The sequence below is a fragment of the Dyadobacter endophyticus genome, assembly GCF_014641595.1.
Lineage (GTDB): Bacteria > Bacteroidota > Bacteroidia > Cytophagales > Spirosomataceae > Dyadobacter > Dyadobacter endophyticus.
In genome coordinates, this window is the sequence record NZ_BMIA01000004.1 from 258,759 (window position 1) to 273,540 (window position 14,782).

General features: G+C 52.8%; 9 protein-coding genes. 7 read left to right on the top strand and 2 right to left on the bottom strand.

The window, feature by feature from the left end:
• Nucleotides 1-4: 4 nt before the first annotated feature.
• Nucleotides 5-208, top strand: coding sequence for a hypothetical protein (locus IEY24_RS25640; RefSeq protein ID WP_188937771.1), 204 nt, complete (start codon nucleotides 5-7; stop codon nucleotides 206-208).
• On the opposite strand, the gene IEY24_RS25645 is transcribed toward IEY24_RS25640, so the two are convergent.
• Together IEY24_RS25645 and IEY24_RS25650 are read right to left on the bottom strand one after the other, a co-directional pair.
• Nucleotides 174-1,199: an ankyrin repeat domain-containing protein gene (locus IEY24_RS25645; protein ID WP_188937773.1), complete on the bottom strand. Its 1,026-nt coding sequence runs from the start codon at nucleotides 1,197-1,199 to the stop codon at nucleotides 174-176. The two genes, IEY24_RS25640 and IEY24_RS25645, sit on opposite strands and share 35 nt — an antisense overlap.
• Nucleotides 1,200-1,274: 75 nt before the next feature.
• Nucleotides 1,275-1,757 carry a DUF7678 domain-containing protein gene (locus IEY24_RS25650; protein ID WP_188937774.1) on the bottom strand — a complete coding sequence of 161 codons (483 nt, stop codon included), beginning with the start codon at nucleotides 1,755-1,757 and terminating at the stop codon, nucleotides 1,275-1,277.
• Nucleotides 1,758-2,220: 463 nt separating this feature from the next.
• Between IEY24_RS25650 and IEY24_RS25655 the strand changes: the two genes are divergently transcribed.
• The 6 genes from IEY24_RS25655 (at nucleotide 2,221) to IEY24_RS25680 (ending at nucleotide 14,781) form a co-directional block, all read left to right on the top strand.
• Entirely contained in the window at nucleotides 2,221-5,349 is a 3,129-nt protein-coding gene (locus tag IEY24_RS25655; RefSeq protein WP_188937778.1) for a SusC/RagA family TonB-linked outer membrane protein, read from the top strand.
• A 14-nt stretch (nucleotides 5,350-5,363) separates the two neighbouring features.
• Nucleotides 5,364-7,112 (top strand): RagB/SusD family nutrient uptake outer membrane protein, encoded by a 1,749-nt coding sequence (locus tag IEY24_RS25660; RefSeq protein WP_188937780.1) that lies wholly within the window; start codon nucleotides 5,364-5,366, stop codon nucleotides 7,110-7,112.
• Nucleotides 7,113-7,219: 107 nt separating this feature from the next.
• A complete protein-coding gene (locus IEY24_RS25665) occupies nucleotides 7,220-8,917 on the top strand; it encodes a pectate lyase family protein (RefSeq protein ID WP_229223142.1) in 1,698 nt (565 codons plus the stop codon).
• 8 nt (nucleotides 8,918-8,925) lie between these two features.
• Nucleotides 8,926-12,129, top strand: a complete 3,204-nt coding sequence (locus tag IEY24_RS25670) for a DUF6298 domain-containing protein (protein WP_229223144.1) — start codon at nucleotides 8,926-8,928, stop codon at nucleotides 12,127-12,129.
• A complete protein-coding gene (locus IEY24_RS25675) occupies nucleotides 12,129-13,679 on the top strand; it encodes an MGH1-like glycoside hydrolase domain-containing protein (RefSeq protein WP_188937783.1) in 1,551 nt (516 codons plus the stop codon). Before IEY24_RS25670 ends, IEY24_RS25675 begins: the two co-directional genes overlap by 1 nt.
• Before the next feature lie 13 nt (nucleotides 13,680-13,692).
• A complete protein-coding gene (locus tag IEY24_RS25680; protein ID WP_188937786.1) occupies nucleotides 13,693-14,781 on the top strand; it encodes a sialidase family protein in 1,089 nt (362 codons plus the stop codon).
• The last annotated feature ends 1 nt before the right edge of the window (nucleotide 14,782 follow it).

Below are 14,782 nucleotides of genomic sequence, written 5' to 3' on the forward strand. Positions count from 1 at the left end.
CTGCATGAAAATCTTCTTCTTGTCACTGCTTATCGCGATCGCTGCCTATCTGATCGCTGCTGTGGGTGGTTATTTTTTGATTACAAAATTATCTTCCAACTCCCACGACAAGTCGATGGAGGCGACCATGACGGCCGCCTTTGTTTTGGGACCTATTGCCGCAATTATCGCATTCATTGCGGCGTACCTGACGCTACGGGCAAATTGAGGCGTTTAGCAAGCTTTACCAGATCGTCGGGTGGTGTTTTACCCCAAGAATGGTGATTTTTGATTTGGTATCCCACCGAACTGGCGATGGTTGAACCACCTGGGGTTTGGTAATGAATATCGGCCCCGGCTTCGATGAGCATATCGCAGATCATCCATAGTTCCAAATCGGCCGCCGTCAGCAGGATCGACGATTCCAGCGTCAGCTCGTCGGCCTTAGGGATTTTCGCATTAGGATCGGCCCCGTGTTCCAGCAGCATCCGTACCCGTTCGGCCTTTTGCAGCCTGGCTGGTTCTGAGTTTTCACCGCATACGACATCGAACAAAAGAGGTATCCCTTTGCCGGCCGTGCGCGCATTGGCGTCGGCGCCGTTTTCCAGGAACCATTTCAGCAGGGCGGGGGAGTAGCCGCGTACCAGGAAATGGGTAGGCGTATGCGCGGGGTCGCCATTGTCAATTTTCGCGCCATTCTTTAAAAGCACTTCCAAACAGGCGATCAGGCGCACGGTGTCGGCTTCGAGTCCCTGCATTGCCGCAAAGTCTAGCAACGTGACCTGCTCGCGGGCCGTCTGGTTCAGGGTGGGTATCGGTTGTTTCAGGTCTTCGGCGAGCTGTTCCGCGTCGAGCGCCACGATGGACATCGCCAGTTTCCTGCGCTGGTCATCTTTGAAATAGTAGGAACCATCGGCTAATTCCGCGCTCTCGCGTGCCCAGGTGGCGGTCTTCCATTTTCCGATGATGGGCGACGTGATCAGCATAAGCAACGCTGTTACGGGCGGGGTAACGCATAGGACGAGAACTGCAATGCGGGTAAATTGAAATGGAAGAAGGTTGATAGCCGCCAGGATACCCAGCGGAATAAAAAGCAAGACGATATACGCGGTGGCCAGCCGGTCGTCTGTCGAGCCGGAGCGGCTAAACAAAAGCAACCCAATGAGAAAGGCGGTATAGAGGCCAAGAAGACACCAGTTCGCGAGTGTGATTGTTTTCATGCCGCGAAATTAGCCATACCCCGTCAGTCATAGCGATTTGTAAATCAGCTATTTATTTAGTGGTAAGGTGCTTTTTTAATGTGCGGCAATAAATTCGTCGAGCAATGACTTTACGGGATGGTAGTAGATTTCGGCGCGACGACTCGGGCGGATGTCCCAGCCACGGTCGTAGTTGACGATACATGCGCCAATGAAGTTGTTTGTAGTTTTTCGAACTACCGGGTCCCAGATCGACAGTTTGGAAATACGCCCCTTTTCCATGGCTGTTTTGGCAGGTGTTTTAAGGATGAGCGCCGAAAACTCGTATTGGTTCACGGTTCCCGAAAGCCACACCGCACCTTCGATCTGTGGGTCGTTGCTTTGGTCTTTTACCTTCGTGCGGATTTGCACCTGGCTCTTGGCAGGCACTTCCGTCTTTTTGCTTTTCAGATAGGCATCGATGGCACGCATAGCATGCTCCGCCGGGTCGATGCCGTCGAACTCACTGAGTTCGTATAATCTTTTGATTTGAAAGTCAGTAAGTTGTATGTGTTTCCGATAAACTTTTTGCTTCACCATATCCCTTCTAAGTAGCACTCATTCAAACATACACAGCTTCCGGGATGGATTCAACGGCTTGGATGCTTTTTGTGCATTAGGGATAGAAATTTGGATTTATACCGATTCTTGATAAGCAATCGATGTACCAGAAGCCGCACGCGGCCGGTTTCAAAACAATGCAAATGCGAGAAAAAGTGTCAGCTTACTGTATTTGAATAGTGCAATAAATGCTTCGATTATTTTTCAATTTTTTACTAAAAGCAAATAATCGAAAATGTGTCGAATTTACACTAACTTGATGCGAAGTAGAACTTGTACTACCCAATGCAATCGTTCCCGGTATCGTGTGCAGAAATAAATCCCGTAAAATGTTTGGGGGAATCGAAGGGGTCAAATAGACTTGATCGTGGTTTCAATTGGACTTTATCAATGAAAACCGGCGAATATCTTGAAATAGTTATATTCTAAATGACTCAATTACATGAGAAAACCACTTCTACTCATCTTTACCCTGCTGCTGGCGGCTTTGGCTGTGCAGGCGCAGAACCGCGTACTGAAAGGGGTTGTGATCGATGGCGTTTCGAAGGAACCGATGCCAGGGGTTTCGATCCTTATCTCGGGAACCAATTCGGGAACAGCTACCGATGTCGAGGGGAAATTTACATTGAATGTGCCGGAAAGCGGCGCTAACGTGATTATCAGCTACGTCGGGTTTGTGAAACAGACGATCGACGTGGCCAACCGGGGTTCGCTCACGGTGGTGCTCGAACCGGATGTGAAAGCACTCGAAGATGTGGTGGTGGTAGGTTATGGCGAGCAGAAGCGCTCGCACCTCACCGGCGCGGTCGCGACGGTACGAATGAAGGACGTGGAGGAGCTGCCCGTGGGCGATATCTCTTCCGCATTGGTGGGCAAGCTGCCGGGAGTCAACGTTTCGGGCGGTACGGCGCGTCCGGGCACGCCTGCCTCGATCGTGATCCGTAACCCTACAAAAGCCTCGAAAGACGGCGGAAGCAACTCCCCACTTTATATTATCGATGACGTGATCCGTTCGGAAGCGGATTTCCAGCTGCTGGATGCCTCCGAAATTGAAAATCTCTCGATCCTGAAAGATGGCGCGGCGGCGGTGTACGGTGCACGGGCGGCATTAGGGGTAGTGGTCGTGCGTACGAAACGCGGAAAAGCAGGCAAGCCAACCGTAAGCTACACGACGACGGTGGGCGTTTCCGATGCTTCCTATAAATCCAAAATGATGAACGGCTTTCAGCATGCGACCTATCTGAACGACTTCAACCGAAGCCGCGGCCTCGCAGCCAACGACCCGGAATATTATTCAGCCGACGAACTCGAATATTTCAAAAACAACAACAATAACTGGTTCGATATGGCTTGGAAGCCGTCGTTCAACACCCGCCATGCGGTGAATATCAGCGGCGGTACCGAGCGCGCGACCTTCTTCGCTGGGGCAACCTATTTCGCTCAGAATGGTAATGTCGATAATATCAGCTACAAAAAATGGAATTTCCGCGCGAGCACGGATGTGAACGTGACGAAGCATATTAAAGTAGGACTGGGCGTAAGCGGTAACCTGTCCGACAACAAGCTGTTTTACCTGAAACAAGGCGGGGAGAATGTCGAAAAGGATGTGACTAACCTGCTTAATACACCGCAGTTCATCCCACCTTACGTCGACGGCCTACCGGTATTGCTGCCGGGCGGATCGGGGGCAACAGGCTTCCATTTCTTCGAGGCACAAAAACTGAACAACTACACCCGCGCCCGGAATGTGGTGCTGAATGTCAATGCTTATCTGGAATACAATGTACCGTTCATCCGCGGCCTGAAACTCCGCACGGTGTACAACAAGAATCTGGGCAACGACTGGGGCAAGCAGTTTGGGACCTATTATAAAACTTACGGCTTCTCGATGCTCGGAGAAAACAAGCACATTTACGGCGGCACGCCCAATGCGCCAACCCGCCTCAACAACGGCGACCGCCTGCGCTTCAACCCTGGCTACACCGACGGTTACCAGCTGAATTTCAACCTGAGTTACGCCCGTGATTTCGGACGGCATTCGGTGAGTGCGCTGGCGCTGGTCGAGCAATCGGAAATTTACACTGAAAGCATTGCCACGATGAAGGAAGGCATCTTTGAAGGCGGCAACGATTACCTGATGTCGGCATTTGGTGCGAAAGATATTGGCCCGAATGCGGCCAACGAAAGCGGTATTCTTTCTTATGTAGGCCGCCTGAACTACTCCTTCGCCGACCGCTACCTGTTCGAAGTTTCCTTCCGCCGCGATGCTTCCACGAAGTTTGCTCCGGAATACCGCTGGGGTACATTCCCGCAGCTTTCGGCTGGTTGGGTGATGTCCGAAGAACGGTTTTTTCGCGAAAAATTACCTTTCATCAACAACCTGAAACTGCGCGGGTCCATCGGCTTCCTGGGCGGCGACCGCACGGCGGCCTGGCAATGGCTTCAACGCTACACGCCGCAGGCTTCAAATGGCGCGGTGTTTGGCGGCAACAGCGACCGCACGGTGGGTATCAAACTCGAAAAGTTGCCCAACTACTACGGGCGCTGGGACGATGTGACGAAAAAGAATGTGGGTATCGACGCATCGTTCCTGAACAACCGGCTGTCGACGACCATCGATGCTTACCACGACCATGGTTACAATTTACTCACGACGCTCACCTCGTCCGTACCGCTTACGATCGGTTCGGTGATGCCGGCCGAGAACTTTGAAACGGTGAACTCGTTCGGCCTCGAATTTGCAACCGGTTGGAGCGACCGCATCGGCAAGAACATCGATTACAACATCGGCGCATTCCTCGCTTGGAGCGATAACAAGAACGTTCTCGTGGACGTGGCCACTACCAACCGCGGCAGCTGGCAGGATCCCACGGGCCGGTCGAGCGACCGCGGCTTGCAGGGCTATCGCTACCTGGGCATGTTCCGTTCGCAGGAAGATGTGGACCGTTTCCTTGAAAAGAACCCGGATTACACCATTATGGGTTACGCTCCGAAGCCGGGGATGCTCTACTACCAGGATATCCGCGGCCCGCGCCAGACCGACGGCAGTTACGCCGCACCGGATGGCAAGATCACCGAGGATGACCAGGAATATCTGACCAAAAAGGAGAATAACCACTACACGTTCGGTCTGTCGTTCGGTTTCGGTTTCAAAGGGTTTAAGGTGGATGTGGTAACGGCCGGTTCGTTCGGCGGGCAAGGCCTCGTAGATGGCGACGCGCGCAAAAAAGCCGCGAAGGACGTATCCCGCCCCGTTTTCTGGGCCGACCATTACACACCGGAAAATCCGAATGCGAAATATCCCGATCCATACTGGGAAGAAACCTACTCGATGGTGTCGTCATTCTGGTTCCGCAATGCATTTGCGTTCAATATGCGCAGCCTGAATGTGTCGTACCAGCTAAGCCAGAATGTCGCCAAAAAGTTGGGAATCAGTTCAGCAAAAATTATTGGTGTGGGCTTAAACCCGGTCACCTTCTTCAACCCGTACGACTACAAGGCTGCCTCGGGCTCCTATAATGTGTACCCGCAGATGCGCACGTGGTCATTGGGATTAAACCTTACACTCTAAAAATCGGTACAGCGATGAAAAAGCATTGGATAATAGCAGGATTTCTCGGCTTTGCATTGACAAGCTGTGAAAATATACTCGACAAAACCGACCTTTCCGCATTCAACGAGGAGCAGGTTTTTAACGACACCCTGCTGGCAAAGGGTTATGTGGATTATGTTTATGACCAGAACCTGCCTACTTGGCCCACGGGCGATTTCCTGAAATGTACCGACGAGATAGGAGGTGAAAGCCGGTTTTTCGAAGGCACCGTGCAGGTCAATACCGTACAGGATTTCGGGATAGGCGTGAATGCGACGAACAACTATGGTAAGCTCCGTTCAATCAACCAGTTTCTGGCCAAGTTGCCGACTGGCAGTTTGAGTGAGGATGCCCGGAAGCGCCTGATGGGGCAGGTAACGTTCATTCGCGCTTTCCGCTACTGGGACCTTGTGCAGCTTTACGGTGGTGTGCCCATGGTGCTCGAACCGCTCGAAGGGGTAGGTGAGGAGGCCAAGGAAGAAGCGGCCATTCCGCGCAGCAGTACTTCCGAGAGCATTGCGCTCATCGTGAAGGACCTCGATTACAGCATTTCCACCCTGCCCGGTCGTTGGGGCAACACCAACGATTGGGGCCGCATTACGAGCGGTGCCGCGGCGGGTTTCAAAGGCCGCATTCTCCTGCATTACGCAAGTCCGCAACACAACCCAGGCGAGCTGGCAGAGCGCTGGCAGGCGGCATATGACGCCAACAAAAAAGCCATCGAATTGCTTACTGCAAATGGCTTCAAGCTGCATAACAGTTTCAGCGATCTGTGGTTCCAGGAGGTGAATAACCCCGAAGCGGTTTGGGTTACCTGCTACAATAACAAGGTGGGTGATCAGATCAACAAGAATATGACCTGGGACAACAATACACGGCCATCTTACCTCGGTACCGCGGGCGGTTCCAACCAGCCTACCTGGGAAATCGTGCAGACATTTCCGATGAAGAATGGCAGGAATATCGATGAAAAAGGCTCCGGCTACGACCCACAGCTTTTCTATAAAAACCGCGATCCGCGTTTCAACCAGACCATCGCATTCAATGGCGCTACCTGGGCGATCAACGGCAACCCGAACTACCGGTTGTGGACCTATTTTGTAAACAATAAAACCGTTGAGCAAAAAGCCACTTCTACCGGTTTCTATGTCCGCAAAGCCATCGACCCGAACCTCGCACCAGGCGCAGTGGCCAATGCCGGCACCGACTGGATCGAAATGCGTTATGCCGAGGTAATGCTCAATTTGGCGGAAGCTGCCTGCGGCGTGAATAAACTCGACGAGGCGTATACCCAACTGACCGAGCTTCGCAAGCGTGCCGGTATCGACCCAGGGGCGGATGGTTATTATGGTTTGAACCCTAAAATGACCCGTGCGGAAATGTTTGAAGCTATTTTGCACGAGCGGCAGGTGGAGCTCGCGTTCGAGGGCAAGCGCTTTTACGACCTGCGCCGCTGGAAGAAATTTGAAACCCTGCTGAACGGCAAAAGCCGCAACGGGGTGACCATTAACCTGAAATCATCTGCTCCCGAAGATTTCGCAGCACGCCGCGACGGTATGAACCTCGACTCTGTTTACAAAAACTACCTGGAAATCGTGCCTAAAAAGCTGGATACCAAATACCTCGTTAACTGGAAACCGGAGTACTATTTCTTCGCCATCCCGCAGCAGGCATTGACCAACAACCCACGGCTCGAACAGAATATCGGCTGGCCATCGGGGACGTTTGATCCTTTGAAATAGGTGGGCATTTCGCAATACCCTTCGACCGCCCGGCGGTCGAAGACAGTCCGTACCGCGACAACGTGCATCCGATAATATCTACTAATCCATAGACCTAAAACGTACAAATGAATCCTATCCCCAAACATTCACTCCAACTGGCATTAGCAGGCATGCTTCTTGGCACAGCCGTCTTTGCGCAGTACCCGAAAATCCCAGCAGCCGCCAAAAAAACGAGCGATTCGCTCCTGGCGGAGGCCGAGCGCAAGTCGGAGATTGCGTGGCAGAAGGCATTGCCGATCATTGAAGCCGAGGCGAAAAAGGGTAAGCCTTATATTCCCTGGGCGGCACGTCCGGTGGATCTGCCGCAGTCCGACATTCCGGCGTTTCCGGGTGCTGAGGGCGGTGGTGCATTCAGTTTTGGTGGTCGCGGAGGGCAGGTTTACGTTGTGAAAAGCCTTGCCGACAGTGGTCCGGGGACGCTGCGTGACGCCTGCGAAAAAGGCGGAGCGCGCATTATCGTGTTCAATGTGGCGGGTATTATCCGTTTGAAAACGCCGCTCATTATCCGCGCGCCGTACATTACCATTGCGGGGCAAACCGCGCCGGGCGATGGGGTTTGTGTGGCGGGCGAAAGCGTGTGGATCAATACCCACGATGTCGTGATCCGGCATATGCGTTTCCGCCGTGGGGAGACATTCGTTGGCCGCCGCGACGATTCCATCGGCGGTAACCCGATCGGCAACATCATGATCGACCACGTGTCGGCAAGCTGGGGATTGGACGAGAATATGTCGATGTACCGGCATATGTACAACGACAGCACCGGTGCGCAGGAACAAAAGTTGCCGACTGTCAACATCACCATTCAGAACTCCATTTTTTCCGAAACGCTCGATACCTGGAACCACGCATTCGGGAGTACGTTGGGTGGCGAGAACTGCACGTTCATGCGTAACCTTTGGGCCAATAATGCGGGCCGTAACCCGTCGATCGGCTGGTTCGGTATATTCAATTTTGTAAACAATGTCGTCTTCAACTGGGTGCACCGCTCCATTGACGGCGGCGACTACCGCGCGATGTATAATATTGTGAACAACTACTTCAAGCCCGGTCCCGAAACGCCGAAAGACTCGCCGATCGGTTACCGGATCCTGAAACCGGAAGCGGGCCGCAGCAAGTTGAAATACCAGGTTTACGGCCGTGCTTATGTGAATGGAAACATCATGGAAGGCTACGACAAAGTCACGAAAAACAACTGGGATGGCGGCGTACAGGTGGAAGACCATGCCGATGCGGGTAAATACACAGACAACATCAGATGGCACGAGCCGCTTCCGATGCCGCAGTTCCCGATCATGAGCGCGAAAGAATCGTTCGATTACGTGATCGCGAATGCAGGCGCCACGCTCCCGCGCCGCGATCCCGTGGATGCGCGCGTGACGACACAGGTACGTACAGGGAAGATCAATCCGCTGGATAATGTAAAATTGCCGGAGAAGCAGTTTGAGCACCGCCGCCTGCCGATCGATTCGTACAAAAACGGCATTATCACCGACATTTCACAGGTAGGAGGTTACCCCGAGTATAAAGGAACGCCTTACCCGGATTCGGACGACGACGGCATGCCCAACGACTGGGAAGTTAAATACGGCCTGAACCCGAAAGACCCGTCGGATGCCCGCAAGGACATGAGCGGAGATGGGTATTCCAACATCGAGAAGTTCATCAACGGCATCGATCCGAAGAAGAAAATGGATTGGAAAAACCCTAAAAACAACCATGATACCCTGGCTTCGCTGAAAAGTGCGCCGGGCCAAAAATAAGTATTGCTTTGGACAGACTGAGATACTTGGTTAAGGTGATGAAATTCGATACGATCCTGTCGCTGACAGGATTGTATTTTCTTTTGGTACCCATGGCATTTGGGCAAAAGAAGTCGAAAACGCCTTCGCCGGTCACATTGGCCGAAGACGGCCGGCTTGCCTATGCGCCCGATTCGCTCGGCAACCGCATTGTCGATTTCTCGTATGCGGGCTTCATGGCGGGAGCGCAGGCGATCCCGGACGCCCCCATACGCGTGACTGTGCCTGCCCGAGAGGGTGACGCCACAGCACGCATTCAGGCGGCGATCGACTACGTGGGCAGCTTGCCGTTGGATGCGAACGGGTTGCGGGGCGCGGTGTTGCTCGGGCGCGGAACGCATCGGATTTTATCTGGTATTGTCGTGAAGAAGTCAGGTGTGGTCATTCGCGGGGTCGGAATGGGAGAGCATGGAACAGTACTGCTCGGGGATGGGCGTACGCGGGAGACGGTGATTCGGGTTTTAGGGAATAATGATGTGGTATTTAAACCTAAACTGCGTGTTTCTGACCATTATGTGCCCGTGAGTGCGCTAAGTTTTGAGATTGAAAACGCAAGCTCATTAAAAATTGGTGACCGCATTCGTGTTTTGCGGCCCTCTACCGCCGAATGGATCAGAAGTCTGAAAATGGAAGAATTCGGTGGCGAAACAGGCTGGCTAGGCTGGAAACCGGGGCAGCGCGATATGAGCTGGGACCGGACGGTAACCGGTGTTTCGGGCAGGAAAGTTACCATCGATGCGCCCATTACGACTGCACTGGACGCCCAAATTGGCGGTGGTTTTGTAGTGCCTTATCAATGGGCAGGACGTATTGATCATGTTGGGATTGAAAACATCCGTATTGAATCTACATTTGATCCCCAAAACTTAAAAGACGAGAACCATCGCTGGATGGGAATTACTTTCGAAAATTCGGAAAATGCGTGGGTAAGGCAGGTTACCTTCCGGCATTTGGCGGGATCGGCGGTGGCGGTTTATGAATCGGCTTCGAAGGTTACCGTGGAGGATTGCAAGTCGCTGGAGCCGATTTCGGAGATTGCCGGGCAGCGGCGGAATACCTTTTTTACACAAGGCGGGCAGACGCTTTTCCAGCGTTGCTACGCCGAAAATGGCTTGCATGATTTCGCGACCGGCTACATTGCCCCCGGCCCGAATGCATTCGTGCAATGCGAATCCCGGTTATCGAACGGTTTCAGCGGGGCCATTGACAGCTGGGCTTCCGGTGTGTTGTTTGATATCGTGAATGTGGATGGGAATGCATTGAGTTTTAAAAACAGAGGCCAGGACGGTCAGGGTGCCGGTTGGACGGCCGCTAATTCGGTATTCTGGCAATGCTCGGCTTCTCGGATCGAGAATTTCGTACCGCCGGGGACGCAAAACTTTGCATTCGGGGCGTGGGCGGCTTTTGCAGGAGATGGTTTTTGGGAGAATGTAAATGAGCACATTCAGCCACGCAGCCTCTATTATGCACAACTGGCAGAGCGCCTTGGAAAGCAGGTTTTGGCCAGATCTTTTCTCCTGCCGAAGGAAACGGAAGCATCCAGTAGCCCCAGCCTCGACCAGGCCGCTGCATTGGTCGCAGGTTCGCATCGGTCCGCTGTTTTATTGACAGATTGGATCGATCAATCTGCGCAGCGCAACCCTATGACAGTGGCCGTTTCCCCGGAGGGCTCCTCCGTGGGTTTCCCGGTCAAATCGATTGATGAAATTGGTTTAGTAAAAACAGAAAACACTAACACACTACCCGCATTAAGCATTCGAAACGGACGACTCGTACGCGGAAATGAGCTGGTGACCGGTGCGCGCCACGAAGTTCCCTGGTGGCGGGGCAGCATACGCCCACACGATGTGAATGCTGCCAAACCGCACATTACCCGCTATGTGCCCGGCCGCGTGGGTAAAGGTTGGACCGATGATTTGTCGGAAATGACCGATTCGCTGCAAAAGCAGCACATTACCGTCGTGGATCATAATTACGGCCTCTGGTACGACCGCCGCCGCGACGATCACGAGCGCATTCGCCGCATGGATGGCGAAACCTGGGCCCCATTCTATGAACAGCCATTTGCCCGAAGCGGGAAGGATGCCGCCTGGGATGATCTGAGCAAATACGATTTACAGCATTATAATGAATGGTACTGGAACCGCCTGCGCGAGTTTGTAAGGTTGGCGGACCAGAAGGGACTTTTGTTGTACCACCAAAACTATTTCCAGCACAATATCCTCGAAGCCGGTGCGCATTACGCGGATTTCCCGTGGCGGACTGCGAATAACATCAACCAGACAGGCTTTCCCGAACCACCACCTTATGCGGGCGACAAGCGCATTTTCATCGCCGATCAGTTTTACGATGTCAGCAATGCGGAGCGGAAAGCATTGCACCGGGCCTACATCCGGCAATGCCTGGACAATTTCGTAGATCAGAGCGGTGTGATCCAGTTCATTAGTGCCGAATATACCGGGCCGCTGCATTTTGCGCAGTTCTGGCTGGATGTGATCGGTGAATGGGAGCGGGAAAAGGGCAAAAACGCATTGGTAGCATTAAGCACCACCAAAGACGTGCAGGACGCGATCCTGGCCGATTCGAAATATGCCGCGCTGGTCGATATTATTGACATTCGTTACTGGCACCGCCGCGAAAATGGGACCGATTATGCACCCGAAGGCGGCAAGAACCTCGCTCCGCGCCAGCACGCGCGCATCCAGAAAACGGGTAAAGTGTCATTCCGCTCGGTTTATAATGCGGTTTTGGAATACAAAAAGAGATATCCGGAAAAAGCGGTGCTCTATAATGCGAACGGTGCCGAGCAAAACGCGTGGGCAGTGCTGCTGGCGGGTGGCTCGGTGAGTGCGGTACCGGACCTGCCTAAGGCGCTTTTGGAGGCGGTTTCAATGATGGAGCCCCTAGATGTAAAAGGGCAACCGGAAAAGAAAGAGGAGCCGCAGGGCAACAGGCAATATGTTTTAGCCAGACCAGGCGAAGGGCTGGTCATTTATCAGGAGGGGTCAGGGGAGGCAGACCTCACCCAATTCAAAGGCAGTTATCAATTGAATCGTATCAATGCACGAACGGGCGTTTTTTTGGGTAAACCTGAAAAAATGAAAGGAGGGAAAATGGTTTCGCTGTCTTCCAAAGAGGCGGGGCCGGTTATCTATTGGTTTTCGAAAAAGTAATGAGGTATCTAAAAATTGGTTTTGGAATATTAAGTATCATCTTGGCAGGCTTGACGGGCTGTGCGCGTAAAACAGCCGGTCCGGCGGTTTTGAAAGCGGAAGATTACCGGCATCATGTGGCGTATTTCAACCGGATGGAGGATGAAAATAAGGTGAATGCAATCCCTAATGCGCAGTCGTGGGAGTGGATGAAGGCCAATATCCCGCTATTCGACTGTCCGCAGGATAATTTTCGCGAGATCTACTATTACCGCTGGTGGACCTACCGGAAGCACATTCACAACACGCCGCAGGGCTTTGTGATTACCGAGTTTCTGGTCGACAGGAATTATGCAGATAAATACAATATGATCAGTTGCGCGCTCGGCCATCACATTTACGAAGGCCGTTGGCTGCACGATCAGCGTTATCTGAACGACAATGTGCATGTGTGGTTCCGGGGCAATGACGGTTCCCGCATGAAAAAGCTGCTCAATTTCAGTAGCTGGACGGCCGATGCGCTCTACAATCGCTACAAAGTGACGCAAGACAAGGCGTATCTGCTCGATATGCTGCCGGACCTCGACTCGGAATACAAAGCCTGGGAAAAAGATCGCCGGACCGAAAGCGGGCTTTTCTGGCAAACAGATGTGAAAGATGGCATGGAAGAATCGCTCAGCGGAGGCCGCCGCGAGCAGAATGCGCGTCCCACGATCAACAGCTATATGTATGGTAATGCCAAAGCACTCTCGGCTATTGCCGCATTGAAGGGCGACCAGGCATTAGCAGGGCTCTATGAAAGTAAAGCGGATACCTTGAAGCGGTTGATACGCAGTAAATTGTGGAATGCCGACAGCTCCTTTTTTGAAACGGTAAAGAAGCGCGGTAAGGGGCCTTTTGCCGGGGTACGCGAGGCGATCGGGTTTATTCCCTGGTATTTTAATATTCCTGATGATGAACAGGATGCGGCGTGGAAGCAGGTTTCCGACCAAAAGGGTTTCAATGCGCCATTCGGCCTTACAACTGCCGAGCGGAGGCACCCGGAGTTCCGAACGCACGGCTGCTGCCAATGCGAGTGGGACGGCGCAGTGTGGCCTTTTGCCACCGCACAGACGCTGACCGGCCTTGCCAACCGCCTCAATGCGCCCAAGCCGGAAGTGGTCGCCGATACGACCTATTTTGGTTTGCTGGAAAAGTACGTAGAGTCGCAGTATTACCGTGGCAGGCCTTATATCGGAGAATACCTGGACGAAAAGACGGGTTACTGGCTCAAAGGTGATCAGGAGCGCAGCCGCTACTATAATCACTCGACATTTAATGACTTGATTATCACCGGGCTCGTGGGTTTGCGCCCTCGTACGGACGAGGTAATCGAAGTTAATCCCCTCATACCGCAGGATAAATGGGAGTGGTTTTGCCTCGACGACGTGCATTACCACGGCAAGCGCCTCACTATTCTTTGGGACCGCGACGGGAGCCATTATAAAAAGGGACGCGGCTTGCAGGTTTTTGTAAATGGCAAAAAGGCGGCTTCTTCCGATACGATTTCAAGGCTTTTAATTAACCCATAACATAACCCAAACCATGCGAAAAATACTACGAAAATGGCTCTTCGGCGGTGCTGCAGCCCTTCTGGTACTGTCTGCCAACGCACAGAATTTTAAGGAAGGTATTCTGGTAGATGAAAACATTTTTGACACCGCTCCGTTCCCGGAAAGTCATGCTTCCACCATTGCGGAAACACCGCACGGGCTTGTTGCGGCATGGTTTGGCGGTACGAAAGAGCGAAATCCCGACGTAGGGATTTGGGTAAGCAGGTTGGAAAACGACAGATGGTCGGCGCCGGTCGAAGTGGCCAATGGAATAGTGAACGAAAAGCTACGCTATGCCTGTTGGAACCCGGTCTTGTACCAGATTCCGAAGGGCGATCTGATGCTTTTTTACAAGGTAGGACCAAATGTGGCGGGCTGGAAAGGTTTTTTGATCACTTCCAAAGATCATGGCAAAACCTGGTCGAAACCCGTTGAATTGCAGGAAGGCTATTTGGGGCCCGTGAAAAATAAGCCGGTATTGCTGGCGAATGGCGAGCTGTGGTGCCCGTCGAGCACCGAGGGCGAGAATGGCTGGCGCCTGCATTTCGAAGTAACGCCCGATTTTGGTAAAACATGGCGGAAAGTAGGGCCGCTGAACGATGGCAAAACGATCAAGGCCATTCAACCGAGCCTGCTTACCTATGCGAACGGCGACATGCAGATACTTTGCCGCAGCCAGAGCCGTTCGATCGTCGAATCGTGGTCGAAAGATGGTGGTAAGACGTGGTCGGAGGTGGCGCCATCGGGTTTACCTAACAATAACTCCGGGACCGATGCCGTGACTTTGAACGACGGCCGGCAATTGCTGGTGTATAATCACGTGAAACCGCCGGTCGGTCAACCAAAAGGGCCGCGGACACCGCTTAATGTGGCTGTTTCGAAAGATGGTAAGAACTGGGAGGCGGTGCTGGTTTTGGAAGACTCGCCGATCAGCCAGTATTCGTATCCGTCTGTCATTCAGACTGCCGATGGGATGGTGCACATTGTGTACACCTGGCGCAGGCAACGCATCAAGCACGTGAAAATCGATCCGTCGAAGCTGAAAGGCAAAGTGATCGTAGACGAACAGTGGCCTATTTGAT